The 16,000-nt window shown below is 49.5% G+C and carries 24 protein-coding genes and 1 pseudogene; 15 read left to right on the forward strand and 10 right to left on the reverse strand.

The genetic code is table 11. The features are described 5' to 3' along the window. Positions 1–90 precede the first annotated feature (90 nt). On the reverse strand, positions 91–348 hold the full coding sequence (locus MUU51_RS00600; RefSeq protein WP_159756430.1) for a DUF1161 domain-containing protein: 258 nt from the start codon (positions 346–348) through the stop codon (positions 91–93). A gap of 296 nt (positions 349–644) precedes the next feature. Between MUU51_RS00600 and MUU51_RS00605 the strand changes: the two genes are divergently transcribed. Together MUU51_RS00605 and MUU51_RS00610 are read left to right on the forward strand one after the other, a co-directional pair. After that, positions 645–1,295: a hypothetical protein gene (locus tag MUU51_RS00605; protein ID WP_258966879.1), complete on the forward strand. Its 651-nt coding sequence runs from the start codon at positions 645–647 to the stop codon at positions 1,293–1,295. A gap of 210 nt (positions 1,296–1,505) precedes the next feature. Next, positions 1,506–2,198, forward strand: coding sequence for a YnfC family lipoprotein (locus tag MUU51_RS00610; protein ID WP_374684778.1), 693 nt, complete (start codon positions 1,506–1,508; stop codon positions 2,196–2,198). Here the strand turns inward: MUU51_RS00610 and speG are convergent. The 3 genes from speG to MUU51_RS00625 form a co-directional block, all read right to left on the reverse strand. Continuing rightward, positions 2,192–2,746 carry a spermidine N1-acetyltransferase gene (speG, locus tag MUU51_RS00615; RefSeq protein ID WP_159768192.1) on the reverse strand — a complete coding sequence of 185 codons (555 nt, stop codon included), beginning with the start codon at positions 2,744–2,746 and terminating at the stop codon, positions 2,192–2,194. The genes MUU51_RS00610 and speG overlap by 7 nt on opposite strands. A gap of 67 nt (positions 2,747–2,813) precedes the next feature. Next, positions 2,814–3,155, reverse strand: coding sequence for a DUF1283 family protein (locus MUU51_RS00620; RefSeq protein WP_159768195.1), 342 nt, complete (start codon positions 3,153–3,155; stop codon positions 2,814–2,816). 104 nt (positions 3,156–3,259) lie between these two features. Continuing rightward, positions 3,260–3,475, reverse strand: a complete 216-nt coding sequence (locus MUU51_RS00625) for a hypothetical protein (RefSeq protein ID WP_159768198.1) — start codon at positions 3,473–3,475, stop codon at positions 3,260–3,262. 111 nt (positions 3,476–3,586) lie between these two features. Between MUU51_RS00625 and MUU51_RS00630 the strand changes: the two genes are divergently transcribed. From MUU51_RS00630 to MUU51_RS00645, 4 genes are all read left to right on the forward strand, one after another. Further along, positions 3,587–3,913 carry a YnfA family protein gene (locus MUU51_RS00630; protein WP_159768201.1) on the forward strand — a complete coding sequence of 109 codons (327 nt, stop codon included), beginning with the start codon at positions 3,587–3,589 and terminating at the stop codon, positions 3,911–3,913. 180 nt (positions 3,914–4,093) lie between these two features. Beyond that, positions 4,094–5,377 (forward strand): MFS transporter, encoded by a 1,284-nt coding sequence (locus MUU51_RS00635; protein WP_258966880.1) that lies wholly within the window; start codon positions 4,094–4,096, stop codon positions 5,375–5,377. A 161-nt stretch (positions 5,378–5,538) separates the two neighbouring features. Further along, positions 5,539–6,753: a D-mannonate dehydratase ManD gene (gene manD, locus MUU51_RS00640; RefSeq protein ID WP_159768207.1), complete on the forward strand. Its 1,215-nt coding sequence runs from the start codon at positions 5,539–5,541 to the stop codon at positions 6,751–6,753. Between the two features lie 11 nt (positions 6,754–6,764). Further along, complete coding sequence (locus MUU51_RS00645; RefSeq protein WP_258966881.1) at positions 6,765–7,784, forward strand: Zn-dependent oxidoreductase; 1,020 nt, start codon at positions 6,765–6,767, stop codon at positions 7,782–7,784. Positions 7,785–7,959: 175 nt separating this feature from the next. On the opposite strand, the gene MUU51_RS00650 is transcribed toward MUU51_RS00645, so the two are convergent. After that, positions 7,960–9,243, reverse strand: coding sequence for a site-specific integrase (locus MUU51_RS00650; protein WP_258966882.1), 1,284 nt, complete (start codon positions 9,241–9,243; stop codon positions 7,960–7,962). Positions 9,244–9,274: 31 nt separating this feature from the next. Next, on the reverse strand, positions 9,275–9,523 hold the full coding sequence (xisR, locus tag MUU51_RS00655) for an excisionase family protein (protein ID WP_159768216.1): 249 nt from the start codon (positions 9,521–9,523) through the stop codon (positions 9,275–9,277). 838 nt (positions 9,524–10,361) lie between these two features. Between xisR and MUU51_RS00660 the strand changes: the two genes are divergently transcribed. Beyond that, positions 10,362–10,565 carry a hypothetical protein gene (locus MUU51_RS00660; protein ID WP_258966883.1) on the forward strand — a complete coding sequence of 68 codons (204 nt, stop codon included), beginning with the start codon at positions 10,362–10,364 and terminating at the stop codon, positions 10,563–10,565. A 35-nt stretch (positions 10,566–10,600) separates the two neighbouring features. On the opposite strand, the gene MUU51_RS00665 is transcribed toward MUU51_RS00660, so the two are convergent. The 4 genes from MUU51_RS00665 to MUU51_RS00680 form a co-directional block, all read right to left on the reverse strand. Then, positions 10,601–10,981, reverse strand: coding sequence for an SEN1984 family lipoprotein (locus MUU51_RS00665; protein WP_258966884.1), 381 nt, complete (start codon positions 10,979–10,981; stop codon positions 10,601–10,603). A gap of 87 nt (positions 10,982–11,068) precedes the next feature. Then, complete coding sequence (locus tag MUU51_RS00670) at positions 11,069–11,893, reverse strand: DUF3037 domain-containing protein (protein WP_258966885.1); 825 nt, start codon at positions 11,891–11,893, stop codon at positions 11,069–11,071. Next, on the reverse strand, positions 11,890–12,723 hold the full coding sequence (locus tag MUU51_RS00675; RefSeq protein WP_258966886.1) for a HipA family kinase: 834 nt from the start codon (positions 12,721–12,723) through the stop codon (positions 11,890–11,892). Before MUU51_RS00675 ends, MUU51_RS00670 begins: the two co-directional genes overlap by 4 nt. A gap of 70 nt (positions 12,724–12,793) precedes the next feature. After that, on the reverse strand, positions 12,794–13,489 hold the full coding sequence (locus tag MUU51_RS00680; protein WP_258966893.1) for an XRE family transcriptional regulator: 696 nt from the start codon (positions 13,487–13,489) through the stop codon (positions 12,794–12,796). Between the two features lie 110 nt (positions 13,490–13,599). Between MUU51_RS00680 and MUU51_RS00685 the strand changes: the two genes are divergently transcribed. The 8 genes and pseudogenes from MUU51_RS00685 (at position 13,600) to MUU51_RS00720 (ending at position 15,964) form a co-directional block, all read left to right on the forward strand. Then, positions 13,600–13,827, forward strand: a complete 228-nt coding sequence (locus MUU51_RS00685) for a helix-turn-helix domain-containing protein (protein ID WP_258966887.1) — start codon at positions 13,600–13,602, stop codon at positions 13,825–13,827. Between the two features lie 75 nt (positions 13,828–13,902). Next, positions 13,903–14,214, forward strand: coding sequence for a toxin YdaT family protein (locus MUU51_RS00690; protein WP_374684779.1), 312 nt, complete (start codon positions 13,903–13,905; stop codon positions 14,212–14,214). Beyond that, positions 14,153–14,377 (forward strand): annotated as a pseudogene (locus tag MUU51_RS00695) (phage minor head protein); the annotation flags it as partial. The gene MUU51_RS00690 and the pseudogene MUU51_RS00695, both read left to right, overlap by 62 nt. A 29-nt stretch (positions 14,378–14,406) precedes the next feature. Beyond that, positions 14,407–14,541 (forward strand): hypothetical protein, encoded by a 135-nt coding sequence (locus MUU51_RS00700; protein ID WP_309582911.1) that lies wholly within the window; start codon positions 14,407–14,409, stop codon positions 14,539–14,541. A gap of 32 nt (positions 14,542–14,573) precedes the next feature. Then, positions 14,574–14,888, forward strand: coding sequence for a hypothetical protein (locus MUU51_RS00705; RefSeq protein WP_258966888.1), 315 nt, complete (start codon positions 14,574–14,576; stop codon positions 14,886–14,888). A gap of 68 nt (positions 14,889–14,956) precedes the next feature. Further along, the gene (locus MUU51_RS00710) at positions 14,957–15,178 is read left to right on the forward strand and encodes a hypothetical protein (protein WP_258966889.1); all 222 of its coding nucleotides are present in this window, start codon (positions 14,957–14,959) and stop codon (positions 15,176–15,178) included. Between the two features lie 149 nt (positions 15,179–15,327). Next, a complete protein-coding gene (locus MUU51_RS00715) occupies positions 15,328–15,522 on the forward strand; it encodes a hypothetical protein (RefSeq protein ID WP_258966890.1) in 195 nt (64 codons plus the stop codon). Continuing rightward, positions 15,494–15,964, forward strand: coding sequence for a DUF2335 domain-containing protein (locus MUU51_RS00720; protein ID WP_258966891.1), 471 nt, complete (start codon positions 15,494–15,496; stop codon positions 15,962–15,964). The genes MUU51_RS00715 and MUU51_RS00720 overlap by 29 nt, the downstream gene beginning before the upstream one ends. Positions 15,965–16,000 lie beyond the last annotated feature (36 nt).

Raw genomic sequence — 16,000 nt, forward strand, 5'->3', positions numbered from 1 at the left:
CTTTTGATGGAGGGATGTTACTTACTTAGAGGTATAGAGATATTATCCCCGGTCAATCTAGGGATAATATCTTTCGTTTGAAGGCGAAGACTACTGCTGATCGTTGCCGTTGCGGGTGTAGAGAATTTTGAAGGTGTCGTTGGCGCAATGCCCGACCACCTGTGCATCCGGCCTGTCTGCCTGGTCGTTCGGCACAATATTCAGCGTAAACCCGGATTCCGGCACGCCGTTGGTCACTATTTTCTGCTGGATGTCATCCTTAACTCGCTCGCAGGACTCCGGGGCAGCAGCGAAAGCAGGCATCGCGCCAGCCAGTAACAGTGCAAATAGCCAGTGAGTCTTTTTCATACGCATCTCCTTGTCGCTATGGTGAGATAAAAGCATAGCACTCGTCGTGTAAGTAGCTGTCTTTGAAGTTAAGTTTCTGAAATTTCTGAGAGTAGGGAGAAATCACCAAAATCTCACCAATCCTGTTCCTCAATATCACACCACCAAACGGACCCAATCGTTACGCTGGCGGCTAGTTAAATTTAATAATAAACAAGTTAAATGATTTTCATTTAGATAATGGCACATAGGGTTTAATGTTTTATTAAGGTTTGCCTCACACTCAAAAAAATATATCCCAACAGGTTGCGATTTTTATGAGTATTAATATTAAACCTACTAACTCAACAATCTTATTGGCTTTTCTAAGTTGCCTGATACCTTTTACGCCAGAGATTGGTCTGTCTTTATTACATGGATATACCGTTCGAGTGATCGAGCACTCACAGGCCCTATTACTCTTACTGGGTGCCATGCTCACCTTCAGTTACATGAAACCTTTTCAACTCACCGAGGGGGCTCGGAAGTTCTGGTTGTGGACTGTGTTGTGGTGGGTTGTGCTATTGGGTAGAAGTACCAGTTGGGGGCGAGATTATTTCCCTGATTTACCAAAAGCAATATTTCGAAGCATTTCAGTGGTCCTCATTGCCGGTCTTGTCTTTTCATTCTTGCTTTCATCGCAATTACGTAAAGCGATCGCTGTTCGGCTTAAAACGTGGCGTATTCCCTTGTGGACCTGCTTGCTCGTCGTCACTCTGTTTTTACTGGCAGATACGGTAGAGCACCACCGTCTTTTATCACCGATTTTCCTACATGACTCAAACTACCAGGATCTTATTGAAGAGTTGTTTGAAACACCACTCATCTTTGGTTTGCTGTTGATTGCATTGGATTTTATGAGGCAGGATATGCGGTTAGGGATCTCAAAAAATACCCTTCTGTTAGGACTAAACACAACAGTCAGCTAATCATGTCATCTTTTCCTTCAAAATGTTCGTTTCGCCAGTTGACGTAATGTATTTTCCCTAACTTGAATTTGTTGGACTGAAAGATTGTAAGTGCATGAAATTCATTTGTTTTTCTTGTTGCGATGCTGCTGTAGTGTAAATCGCTGTATATTGCTAATATGATTGAGAAAATTCTACCGTGAAGGACAGTCTGTGAAGAAACTGCTGTTTATGGTGCCGCTTATCAGCGTGCTCACCGCCTGCGATGACGCCTCAACACCGGCTGCCTTTACGCCGGAAATGGCGAGTTTTTCCAATGAGTTTGATTTCGATCCGTTGCGGGGGCCAGTTAAAGACTTCAGCCAGACACTGATGAACGAGAAGGGCGAAGTAACTAAACGCGTCAGCGCCAGACTCTCGCAGGAAGGCTGTTTTGATTTGATTGAACTGCACGATCTGGAGAATAACTCCGGGGCGACGCTGGTACTCGACGCGAACTATTATGTCGACGGCACCACCCAGCAAAAACGTATTTTGCTGCAAGGGAAATGCCAGTTAGCGGGAATGCCTGCTGCCGGAATGAGCTGGGACACCGACGATAACGGTTTTGTGGTAGCTGCACACGGAAAAACATTAAGCGTGGATTATCACTACGATAGCGAAGGTTATCCGTTAGGGAAAACCTCAACCAGTGGCAATGAAACGCTGAAAATAGTGGCGACGCCACCGAAAGATGCCCGTAAGAAACTTGATTACACGGCGGTCAGCATACTGAATGACAAAACCATCGGCAATGTGGTGCAAACCTGTGATTACGACCGACACGACAACCCGCTGAGCTGCGAGTTGCAGATTGTAGATGACAGCGCAACGCCGCCAGTGACCCGGCGCTACACCATCAAAAATACCATCGAGTACTACTGAGCCGTCGGCTTAAGCAGTGTGTGCGTTTTGTGTTTTGGCAGATACTGATGCTGGAACAGACACATACGAATGGTATTGCGGTATTCGCCGTTAATGAAGAACTCATGGATGAGTTCGCCTTCCACCTGGAATCCGAGTTTGCGATAAATGTGGATTGCCTTTTCGTTTTCGGTATCGACAATCAAATACAGCTTGTACAGGTTCAGCACCATAAAGCCGTAGTCCATCGCCAGCATCGCTGCTTTTGACGCCAGCCCTTTGCCCTGATAGTCCGGGGAAATAATAATCTGAAATTCTGCGCGGCGGTGAACGTGGTTGATTTCCACTAATTCAACGAGGCCAGCCTTCTCTCCGTCGCATTCGATAACAAAGCGACGCTCGCTCTGATCGTGAATATGTTTGTCGTACAGGTCAGAAAGCTCAACGAAGGCTTCGTATGGCTCTTCGAACCAGTAACGCATAACGCTGGCGTTATTATCCAGCTGGTGAACAAAGCGCAGATCCTCGCGTTCCAGAGGGCGCAGCTTAACGGCATAAGCATCGGCCATGTGATTTCCTTGATTTGGGTAAGCGTGTCAAACGGGGAAGAAGGGCGCCTGCAGGCGCCCAACGGTGCTACGGAGTAAGCGGTCGACCGGTCGTTCTGTCGAGGCAACGCAGGGTGTTTGGTTCCCAGTACGCATTCAGATTGGCGCTTTTATCGCATTTATCACGCGTATCAAAAGCGACATCTGTTTTATCCCACTCTTTTTCAACGCGGGTGTTCACTTTCTGTCGAAGCGACCGGGTATCGTTCCATTGTTCCTTGTCCATCGCCGCATCTTGTTTGCTCTGCGCGCTGTCACCGGATTCAATGATGAGTTTGCTGGTTTGCGCAGATGCACTCGCGGTATAAACGATGGCACCCAGCGTCAGCATCGCCGTCAGGCACAGGCGTTTGCTAAAAGTCACTTTCATTGCTGTTTCCTTAAGGGTGTTAAAAACGGTAATCCCACACGCAAAGTTTACACCAACTCCCGCGCAGGGAATACCCGGCCTGGTTGTCGCTCAGGAAACGTTTCTCAGCAGGCGTCGCTAAGCGTGGTTTTATAAATGCGCACCGCCTCGTTCACATCCTGGGTTTTGACGGAATTGATTTTCAGTCCGTTGACATAGATGTCGTAGCCGTCCTGACTCAGGCGGAAAATAATGGTATCGCCGCGAAAGCGAATAACTTTGTCTTTCACGCCAATGCCCTGACGGCGCAACACCATCTTCGCCATTCTGTCGATACTCATTGTACTGCACCTCAATGGCCATAGGGCTTATTCGGAGAAAAGAGATTCTCCCTTTACTAAGGTTAATTTATCCTTAAGAACTTTGCTGACAACCATCAGGAATAATCGTTCATGTTAAAAACAAGTTTGCTGTTTTTTGCCACTGCGCTGTGTGAAATCATCGGCTGCTACTTACCCTGGCTGTGGCTGAAACGCGGGGCGACGATGTGGCTCTTGGTACCCGCAGGAATATCGCTGGCGCTGTTTGTCTGGCTTTTAACGCTGCATCCGGCGGCGAGCGGGCGAGTATACGCCGCCTATGGCGGAGTGTATGTCTGTACCGCGCTGCTGTGGTTACGCTACGTCGATGGCGTACGCCTGAGCGTATACGACTGGGTTGGAGCCGCCGTGGCGCTGGGCGGCATGTTAATCATTGTCGCGGGCTGGAGCCGTGCTTAATCCTGGTTGCAATGCCGATCGTCAGGTGATCCTCGTCTGGGTATTTTCCTGAATGTTTCTAAAATGTGATCGTTGTGAATTTTCTTGCTGACACTTCTTGTATGGTAGCTGCCGGATTTAACCTCTAACGGCCCGCGCCGGGTATCACGGCGCGGGCGGAAGACTGACCGGGAGTGTTTTATGGCAACTGAAATAGTGGAACAGGCGGCCCTGGCAAAGCCCGCAAGAATAAAAACGATTCAGACGGTAACGCTGGCGCTGCTGTTTATCGCCGGGATCGTCAACTTCCTCGATCGTTCCTCACTGAGTGTCGCGGGCGAAGCGATCCGCGGCGAACTGGGCCTGTCGGCCACCGAGTTTGGTGTTCTGCTCTCGGCGTTTTCCCTTTCTTATGGTTTATCGCAACTGCCTGCGGGCATTTTACTCGACCGGTTCGGGCCGCGACTGGTGCTGGGCGCGGGGCTGATTTTCTGGTCGGCGATGCAGGCGTTGACCGGAGTAGTGAACTCGTTCAGCCACTTTATCTTTCTGCGGATAGGCCTTGGGATTGGCGAAGCGCCGTTTATGCCTGCGGGCGTGAAATCGATAAGCGACTGGTACGTGCAGAAAGAACGCGGCACGGCGCTGGGGATTTTTAACTCATCCACGGTGATTGGTCAGGCCCTCGCACCGCCTGCACTGGTGGTAATGCAGCTCGCGTGGGGCTGGCGCACCATGTTTGTGGTGATTGGCCTGGCAGGGGTTCTGGTCGGAATTTGCTGGTACGCGTGGTATCGCAATCGCGCGCAGTTCGCCCTGAACAATACCGAACGCGAATATCTCTCTGCGCCGGTCACACCGCGGCCAAAACTGGCGTTCAGCGAATGGTTGGCGCTGTTTAAACGCCGCACCACGTGGGGCATGATCTTAGGTTTCTCCGGCGTGAACTATACCGGCTGGCTGTACATCGCCTGGTTGCCGGGTTATTTGCAGGCGCAGCAGGGCTTTAGTCTCGCGAAAACTGGCTGGGTGGCAGCGATCCCGTTTCTGGCCGCAGCGGTCGGGATGTGGACTAACGGCTTTGTGGTCGATGCGCTGGCGCGTCGTGGATACGATCTGGCGAAAACGCGTAAAACAGCCATTGTGCTAGGTCTTACTCTGTCGGCGCTCGGTACGCTGCTGGTGGTGCAATCCTCAACGCCGACTCAGGCGGTGGCGTTTATTTCGATGGCGTTGTTCTGCGTACACTTTGCCGGAACCTCTGCGTGGGGGTTGGTGCAGGTAATGGTGGCGGAAACCAAAGTCGCCTCCGTGGCCGCCATTCAAAACTTCGGCAGTTTCGTTTTTGCCTCGTTTGCCCCGATTGTCACCGGCTGGGTGGTCGACACCACGCACTCCTTTAACCTTGCGCTGGTGATTGCCGCCTGCGTTACCTTTACCGGAGCGCTGTGCTACTTCTTCATCGTAAAAGACCGCATCGAATAATCCCTTAATCTTGCCCGGCTGTGTAAAAACGCATCCGGGCTTTCTTGATTTATCCACGCCTTTTTTTGTGATCTGCTGAACTCTTTTTGATCAATATACTTGTATGGTAGTTGTTGTGAGCGCTAAATGACGCCATCAACGAGGAGCCGTAAGGATCAAAAATGAAGATTGTTGCCGCAGACGTATTTGTTACCTGCCCAGGGCGTAATTTTGTCACGTTAAAAATCACCACCGAAGAGGGCCTGACCGGGCTGGGCGATGCCACGCTGAATGGGCGCGAGCTGTCCGTGGTCTCGTACCTGAAAGATCATCTCTGCCCGCAGCTGATTGGCCGTGATGCCCACCGAATCGAAGACATCTGGCAGTTCTTTTATAAAGGCGCGTACTGGCGACGCGGCCCGGTCACAATGTCAGCCATTTCTGCGGTCGACATGGCGCTATGGGATATCAAAGCCAAGGCCGCCGATATGCCGCTGTATCAGCTGCTCGGCGGCGCGTCCCGCGAAGGGGTGATGGTTTACTGCCACACCACCGGACACACCATTGATGATGTCCTCGACGACTATGCGCGTCACAAAGAGATGGGCTTCAAAGCCATTCGCGTTCAGTGCGGCGTGCCGGGAATGAAAACCACCTACGGCATGGCGAAAGGCACAGGCCAGGCTTACGAGCCTGCCACCAAAGGCCAGTGGCCGGATGAACAGCTGTGGTCCACCGAAAAATACCTCGATTTCACCCCAAAACTGTTCGATGCGGTACGCGAGAAATTCGGCTTCAACGAACATTTGTTGCACGACATGCACCACCGTCTGACGCCGATTGAAGCCGCGCGCTTTGGCAAAAGCATTGAACAGTACCGCATGTTCTGGATGGAAGACCCGACACCTGCAGAAAACCAGGCGTGCTTCCGTCTGATTCGCCAGCACACCGTCACGCCGATTGCGGTAGGTGAAGTGTTTAACAGTATCTGGGACTGCAAACAGCTGATTGAAGAACAACTCATCGACTACATCCGCACCACCATTACCCACGCGGGTGGCATCACCGGTATGCGACGCATCGCTGATTTTGCCTCGCTGTATCAGGTGCGCACCGGTTCGCACGGTCCGTCCGATTTGTCGCCGATTTGCATGGCGGCGGCGCTGCATTTCGATCTGTGGGTGCCGAATTTTGGCGTTCAGGAATACATGGGATATTCCGAGCAAATGCTCGAGGTGTTCCCGCATAACTGGACTTTCGACAACGGCTATATGCATCCGGGTGAGAAACCGGGCCTCGGCATCGAGTTTGATGAAAAACTCGCGGCGAAATATCCCTACGATCCGGCCTGTCTACCGGTCGCGCGCCTGGAAGACGGCACTCTGTGGAACTGGTAAGGAGCGGAAGCATGAAAAGTATCGTTATTCGTCAACCGAACGCGTTAGTGATTGAAGAACGCGACATACCGCAGCCCGCCACGGGCGAAGTGCGGGTGAAGGTCAAACTGGCCGGGATTTGCGGCTCGGACAGCCATATTTATCGCGGCCACAATCCTTTTGCTAAATATCCACGGGTTATTGGCCATGAATTTTTCGGCGTGATTGACGCCGTGGGAGAGGGGGTTAATCCGGCCCGCCTCGGCGAGCGCGTCAGTGTCGACCCGGTGATCAGCTGCGGACAGTGCTACCCGTGCTCGGTTGGCAAACCTAATGTCTGCACCTCTCTGGTGGTGCTCGGCGTCCACCGTGACGGCGGCTTCAGTGAATATGCGGCTGTGCCTGCTCATAACGCCTGGCGTATACCCGACAGCATCGAAGACAAACACGCGGTGATGGTTGAGCCATTCACCATCGCGGCGAACGTGACTGGCCAGGCGAAACCGACAGAGCAGGATGTGGCCCTGATTTACGGCGCAGGTCCAATGGGACTGGTGACGGTGCAGGCGCTGAAAGGCGTATATCGTGTCAAACAGGTGATCGTTGTCGATCATATTCCTGAGCGTCTGGTGATGGCCGAACGTAGCGGCGCGGACCTGACCATCAATAATAGCGCGCAGTCATTGCAGGCGGTGTTGGACGAAAAAGGCATCAAGCCGACGCTGATTGTCGACGCGGCCTGTCATCCGTCCATTTTGCAGGAAGCGGTCAATCTGGCATCTCCGGCAGCGCGCATTGTGCTGATGGGCTTCTCAAACGAGCCGTCGTCCGTCGCACAGCAGGGCATCACCGGCAAAGAGCTGACGCTGTACTCCTCGCGTCTGAACGCCAACAAATTCTCAGTGGTTATCGACTGGATGGAAAAGGGGCTGATAGATCCGGACAAGCTGATTACCCACGTCATGGATTATCGGCATGTCAGCGATGCCATTGAACGGTTCGAGAAAGACAGGCAGCACTGCTGCAAGGTCCTGTTGACCTTCACAGAATAATCACGATAGCGAGTATGTGGTCCGCACCTTCAGAGATAACGACTATGACGCAACATCAACCTGTACGAAGCACCAAAGACCTGATCCGCGCAGCGGTATCGGGTTGGCTAGGTACCGCGCTGGAATTCATGGATTTCAAGTGTTATACAGATTAACTTACTGAATATTAAAATAATTAAACAGCCATTGAAATTGCGTGGGGCACCGATGGGGCAAACTCACTCAATTTTGAGTTTAGAAGAGCCACCTGGGCATCATTATTTTCTGACATCCATTTACCGTAAACCTGGAATACCATCTGCGCATCAGCATGCCCCATTTGTGACGCAATGAATGCTGGGTTGGCACCGGCCGTCAATGACCAGCAAGCGTAAGTGTGCCTGGACTGATATGACTTCCTGTGTCTTATGCCTGCGCGTTTTACTGCTGTGTCCCATGTTTGTCTGACAGAATCGACAGTGAAGTGATCGCCGCATACTCCGGTTCGGGAGGTAACAGAAGGAAGAAACACAAAGGTGCATTTGTGCTTTTCCTTTTTACCATATTCCCGCAGGTGAACATCCAGCACGTGCTCCTTTCCAAGTCGTGATATCTCCAGTTGACTTTTGAGCGCCTCTATTGCCGGTTTAATGAGGTGTATAACCCTGTTGGTTCCAGCCTGGGTCTTTGGAACCGTAAATTTATCCTTCGCCAAGTTTCTCCTGATCATCATCGTCCCACTTTTCAGGTCGATATCCTCCCAGCCTAAAGAGCACAACTCCCCAGGTCTAAGTCCTGTATAGACAGAAAGCGCCCACAGATTTTTAGCCTGCTGGCTACGGCATGCATCGATGAGCCTGACGAACTCCTCCCTTGAAAGCGGGTCAGGAACAACTCGCGACTCCCTGAGCGGTGATATGCCTTTGAACGGATTATCATCGATATAGCCATTCTCCATGCCAAACTGAAATACTGCGTACAGGTTGGTCATGTAGTTGTTCACTGTCACCGCCGAACGTCCTGGCGCGGTCACAATATACTGAGTTTTTGGCAGTTGATAACCGGTCAGCAATTCTTTCCTTACCTCCAGAATCCTTTCCTTGCTTATGGATGATGCGATCGTCTTATCCCCTAGGATGAGAAGGACGTTTTTCACAATCGTCCGGTATGTCTTTATTGATGTTAAAGCGACATCTGTCTCTTTCAGCGACAGATATTTCTCCGCAAGTTCTCCTATAGTTAGCGCCTTGCTCACCTCCCCAAATCGCTGAAGATTAGAGGAGTTGGGGAACTGTGATGCATAGTTGAAAGTTCCGGTCTTTACTGCGTAAACAATGCTTGTTCGCAACTCTCCGGCTATCTTCCTGTTCTTTGCGGTGTCAGGTACACCAAGACTTTCCCTTACCCTGACACCGTTATAGATGAACCACAGGCGCAGTGAGCCCCCGTGATTCTCGACCCCGGTTGGATATTTAGACATGCCTTTTCCTCGCTGTTAAAGGTAGGGCTATTTAAGCAGATTTCTGACGTGGGATCGCCGGGCGTTGTCTCTCAACCCAGTTATCAACTTCGTGGCGGTTGTAGAGGATGGGGGAATTGTCGAATGGCTGGCAGTTTCCGGTGTAGTGACGATACTCCCGGCCTTCCATCCATGACGTAGTTCGGGCTGACTTTATGGCATTCTTTGTCAGGCCAGTGATCGTCATCAGCACTTCTTCGGAAACCCATTTGTTGGGTACCAACTGGATAATGTCGCTCATGGGTGTCTCCAGGGAAATATTCAATTCAGGGTCAATCCGATCCCAGCCATTCCGCTCGATATTGGCCTGCAGTCGACGCTCTGCAACATCTTCAACGCTGCGGCCGGTTAACTCTGCCACCCGGGTGTTGTCGTGGCGCCAGAGCAGTTCAAGTTCGTCGCGCGTCCAGCCAGGAATGAGTCCGCCACCGTGTTTCTTCACAAGCTTATTTCGCTTTCCCCGGACCGAAGCAATGCTCCGCTGGGTTGCCTCTGCTATTTCTTCACATGAAAAATGACCAAACATAAATTCCTCTGCTTTTGTCCAGGGGCGGCCACGACGTAAATCAATCAGGTCAACGCCGGTTGCTGCAGCTTTGCTGTAGATGGAGCCGTATGACCGCTCCAGCTTCTCAGCGATGAGGTGAATGGGCATGGTCCCGCCCACCTCCCGGAGAAAGTCGGTTTCCCATGACTGCCAGCGTTCACATCTCATTGCGCCTCCTTCAAACGGTAAATCCGGCCGCCAATTGTTCCGTTACCCCAGACCTCTACGGCCAGATGCTGTTCAATCTGCTGGAGGGTTGCAGGGGTGAGCTGAGTTATGCGAATCTCTCCGCTCAACCTCGGGTGCAAAACTGATTGTTAATGAGCAGGCGACTTACTGTCCGCCGCTGGCTAACTTCGCTCAGCTGTCGATGTTTCGTTTTGATGGGCTAACAATAGCAATGGGTATTGTCTATATCAATACGTATTGATATTAAATAATAGCAATTGGTATTATGTGCATGATAGATAAACGAATTTTTTTTGTAAAAGTTGCGTGCTATGCTCAAAAAAACATCATTGAGGGCGTGGGAATGGCGATTGAGAATAAGTTTTTCGCGGAGTTGCACCCGCAGATAGTCGAGGTTTTGGGGCTGGCTGTTATGCAGCTGCTGGTTGAGAGGCGTGAAGTGTCGCGTGAATCAATATCAGAGATGATTCAGGTATTGTGGCAGGAAGTCGATGTGGATTTGGCGGTTGAACTGGCGCTTGATGTGCTGTCGTTATCGAAAGAGTAGGGCATGAAAAACCCGGCAAATGCCGGGTCGCACTCTTAGTCGGCCCAGCCAGATTTCGTATTAATGGCGGACTCGGACATTGTGTATTTCTCAACCGTATCATTCTTGAAGAGGATGGTGAGCTCTTTCTTCGTGCCGTTGGTCCCGTTGTGGAATAGGCCATAGAATGGAATGAAAGTAGTGCCATCTACCTTCACTTTGGCAAACGCATACTTCCAGATCTCATTACCGCCATCTGTGTAGGAGACGTTATCAGGAGAACCAAAGAATGTTTTCACTTCGGTTTTTGTGGTTTTGCCTTCCTGAATTTTGGACTGAACGCTGGTTTCAGTTTCTTTGCTGAGCTGCTTGTTTCCAGAGGAAGCGCACCCTGCCAAAGTGGCTGCGATCATTGCAGCGAGAATTACCTTTTTCATTATATGTTTCCTTTTGATTGCAATCGGAAACATCCTAACACATTGATGTGGGCATGAAAAACCCGGCGCGGTGGCCGGGTTGGTAGATCAGTTTATGAATTTTAAAGATGCGCCAGCAGCCTCAAACATATGGTCAAAGTACCTAGCCATATCTTGTTCGCTTAATAAATTAAAAACATTATCTGCATAACCTTCAACTAAATTCAGTTGCCTTTGACCAGACTTTTCTTCCGAAATTGAATTGACGGCGTAAACCACGAATGATTTAATTTTTCCTTCAAATACTGATTTTGCTTTTGATATTGTTATAGCCTTGAGTGCAGAGTCCCCCATTTTTTGCTTAACACTATCCCCGCGTAAATCTAAAGTTTCTGTCAGATGGTATGCGCCATTTTTCAAAAGCAACTCAGCATAAATACCTTCGTCTTCTGCAATTGGGAAATTAGAAACGACCCTATGATTCCATAAATCCGCATGGTTTTTACCCAAAATGCCGACTCTGCTAAATTCTTGTTTTAACTGAGTAATTATGCGTTTGTTTTGCTTGGATCGCTCTGATGAAAAAGATGGTTGGACATAATCCATCATGAGCTGATCAACTTTTTTGTCATATAAAATCGGATCTCGTATAACAAACATACCAGGCTCTGAAAGTTGAATGCTACCATTGCTGCATAATTTAAATAAAGATTTAAAATCTGGAGTCATGCTATACAGCCATTCAATTTCTGCAGTAAAATCTTCTATCGTAGAAAGGCTAAATCTATCGCTTACAGCTTTTAGCTTTTGTTCTGTTTTTAGCAATCTAACATCTAGACCATGCTCAGTTTGAATAAGTAGCCCTACATTGATAGATTCTGCGCGTAGTGGGTCAGAGATCAATTTTATTATACTAAAATAGAATTTATTCATGATTTGACCTCTGTCTCTACTATATCAAGTCTATCCTGCTTTTCATTGCTATCCCACCATGCCAAAAGGGCGTCACGACGAAGTGCAGGCATCCAAGGCTCTGGCATAGCGTTCAAAATACCGTTTATCACTGAAATGTCCATAGAGCTTAGCTTCGAAAGAAGATTTGTCGCACTTTTCTGATAGGCTGAATCGTTGCCAATCACTGTCTTGATAATTGGCCAGACCAAACCAGTTTTGGATTCTGCAGGCACCAGTAGTGTGCCCGTCCTGTTTGGCCAGCCCATAACTAAGCTGGACATACTGAAATCAAATGCTTGGATTGCAACAGTTTGTTGTCGGTTTTGAACATAAAGATAATTGTTAATGTGTCTATCTACATTGTAGATGAACTGATCAAATGCATAGATGGACCATAGTTGCTTTCGCATGTGAAAATCAGAGTCATTCAGCAATTTTCGCCATTGAGGAATGCCTAATGATCCTCGATAAGCAGCGAGGTCAATTCGTGAGCCGAAGACGGACTGATTGTTTTCGGGATCCAACAAAATTCTGCAGGTTGGAGAGGGCAAACCGCATGCTTCAGCTAATTTACTGCAGAACCACTCAGCAGCCGGAATCAATTCGGGTGAATGGATATTAAGGTTGGAAACTTGCCCGTCTTCAATTCGTTTTATGGCATATTCCAAGCCATCGTCTGCTTTGGCAAAACTGCGCAAGTGGCCAGTCGTGCCATTTGGAGGCGTCCATTCAACTATTTCTAGACCAAATAATGGCTGAATTTCAGTTGGTGAAGATTGATCATCTTCTAAAGGATTATTAGTTTGCAACTTAGGCCCTTATTTATCCCTGATACCAATCAATTACATTCAACATGAACCGATTTTCTAAGAAATGAACTTAACCATGCTTCCTGTATGTCTGCGGCATGCTGCCTATCACCTTGCCGAAGACGAAAATTTTGTTCATCTCTTCCTTCTCGATCGGCTCCCACGGCCGATAGGTCTGGTTATCTGAGATGACCAGCAGCTTGTCCTTCATCTTCTGAAGTCGCTTCACATGTGATGTGTCGTCGTAGATGAACGCGTAAATCCCGTCACCGTCGAAGTGCTGAACGCTGATATCAACGAACAGCAAATCACCCGGTTCAATGGTTCCGGACATACTGTCGCCACGGACGTTTATAATTCGAACCTGTTCAGCCTGGCGGCCATTAAACATGCGACGTGCGTCATCCACTGAATATTCCACAGAACGTAGAACCTCCACGAATTCGCTGTTGATCACGCCCGGGCCTGCACTCACACAGAAATCTAGCACTTCAATGCGGAAGGTGTCGTTAGGGGATGATTTCGTCACAATGGCAGGTAGCTGGCCATCATTACGCATCGCGCCTTCACCAGTTGATAACCATTCTGAGCGAACCCCAAGAGCATTGGCTATTTCAACAATCTTTGTTGATCCGCGCGCGTTGCCGCTGGTTAATCGCCATATAGTTGGCTGCGCGACACCTGACGCCCTCGCAAGCGCCCCTTGGGACATTCCTGAAGCTGCCATCGCCTGATTCAAGCGGTCAGCAAGAGTTTCTTTTTTCATAAGTTTTAATTTATACGCTTGCGTATTGATGGTCAAAACACGTTTAGCTATTGCCAATATCAATACTCATTGCTATTATCAAGTCACACCAATACTCATAGGAATTGGAAATGACAAACAAAATTATCCAGCGCGCGATTGATATCGCTGGCAGTCAAAAAAAATTAGCCGACCGCTGCGGCGTGGCGCAGCCAACTGTTTGGCGATGGCTTCATGGGGGTGGCATCGATGCCCGCTACGTTATGAAAATCGTATCGGCGACAGAAGGCCAGATTAAGGCGGCTGACATTCGACCTGACTTAGCGTCGTTACTTCAGTCGCAACATTCAGCCGCTTAACGGCGGCAGTTTCCACAAGGACTTCACATGCAATCACTTGCGTTTCAACACAATACCGGATTCGTTTCGACAACGATGATAAATCGAGATCAACTCAAAAATGATGCTGACCATGATGCCATTCGCGATGCGGTTCGTTCCTGGGCGGCATCCGCTGGTCAGGACGTTGTCTCGGCCCACATCGTCGAAGAATGGCGCCAGCAAGGCGGGGAGGGTATCGAGTTTTCGGATGACCACAGCCGTGCTCGACAGAAACTTTTCCGCTTCCTGGATAACCGTTTCGATTCAGAGCAATACCGCGACAACGTGCGCCAGATGGCACCGGCTAACCGGGCGAGAACGGGCGAGCAATTCGATGTACGGTTATATCCTCGCTCGCAATGGTAATCAGCCTGACACGCTCTACCGGGTGAACGCTGGCACGTATATCTATGATATGACGGCAGCGCAGTTAGCCGACCTGTTGCAGGCGGTGCAGGTGATTCTCGATGACCACTTGCTCGATGGTGGCAGTCAGGATCTGTGGGCGTTTGACTATGTAGCCGAGGAATGAGCCGAGATGATGCCAGCAATCTGACAATGACAGAGTTTGCTCTGCTCATTGCTGCAAAATACCCAGAACAGAAGGGGCTTACTCAGGAAGAGTATGCAGATGTATCGGATGATTTCCTTGCCAGACAGGCTGCCAGAAGGGCTGCCGCTAAGAATAGATAGCCCACTCAGGTGGGGGTTAGAGAGGAATAAGAATGTTATCAAAATGGGTATCTGATCGAGCAAGGAAACGATTCCAGTACAGGGAAATCCCCAAATTACCAACGAATATCAAAGGGCAAGTGATGAAACGCGTGAAAGTAGAATTTTCATCTGACGGCATTGTTATCAAACATACTTCGTTCCAGGTCGTGCAGGGGGATCGCGTACTGGTTGAGGATTCCATATCCGGTAAGATTTCGGATGTATTCGTCCGCAACTATGATGTAAATGCCGATGGTGGCCCTGTGTCTGTTCTGTTCGCGAAAGGCGGCATTCCCGGCTTAAATGTGAACGCCACTCTATCCTGAGTCGTTGATCCTTGCCTTAGCTTCATTCGTCGAAATAACATGCTATCTGGTTAACAAAGGAGATAAGCATGTTTGTAGCAGAAGGATTGAAAGGCGACCCGGAAAACAAAGGCTGGGTCTTGGGCTGGGGCGTTGTGCGCACTTCGCCCTGGCACCTTGTTGGTGTATATGCCACAAAGGACGTCGCAGAAACGAAAGCGGCTAATTTGGGCGTTGGTTACGATGCCGTTTATGGCAGTCATCGTATCGATAGTGATGACTTTGTGACGGGAACAAGATTCATCGAGTAGCGGTACAAGCCCACTCAGGTGGGCTTTGTCGTTGGTTCACGCCGCGTCGCTATGAATAGATATGAGGCGGCATGAGTAAACATGATGTTGACCGGCTAACACCAGTGGTATTACACTGACTCCATATAACCACAGTTATCGGAGGGAGCATGAAAGCCACAGTACGCCGTTACTTACGCGCTGCCGGAAGCGTTCTTGATATAGCTCCGTCGACAGATTACACCAAAATCACCAAAACACAGGGCGACTATCAGGCACTGAAAAGTGACTTTCGCCGCATTGGTGGTGATTTTGGTCGTGCCATAGCAGCTGCGAATGCATCCAAAGTCCAAACAGCAAAATAACCAAACAGTTGTTGCGAAAGCAGACCGCATAGAGAAAGAGTTGGCAGCCAACCCGGAACTGGTGAATGCACTTCTCGAAAGCGGTCATTTTCAGGCAATGGTGCGTCATGAGACCTCATTCTCAGGTCCATTACCGCCTCCTGAAATTATTCGTGATTACGATCAGATCTTACCTGGTGGTGCGGAGCGTATCTTTGCCATGGCCGAGAAAGAGCAGGCACATCGGCATGAGATGGACTCAACTGCTGTAAATGGCGCAATCCGTAAGGATAAGCGAGGTCAGTGGATGGGATTCTCAATTGCTTTCATTATCCTTGCTATCGCGTCAGTTTTTGCATGGAGAGGAAATACGACCTTCGCAGGGTCGCTGATAGCAATCGACCTGTTAGGATTGGTTTCTATATTTGTGCTTGGTCGGCGAAGAGCTAAATCTGACGAATGACAACAGGCCCGCCACTCGGCGGGTTTTTGCTATCTT

The sequence above is a fragment of the Scandinavium manionii genome, assembly GCF_024764775.1.
Lineage (GTDB): Bacteria > Pseudomonadota > Gammaproteobacteria > Enterobacterales > Enterobacteriaceae > Scandinavium > Scandinavium manionii.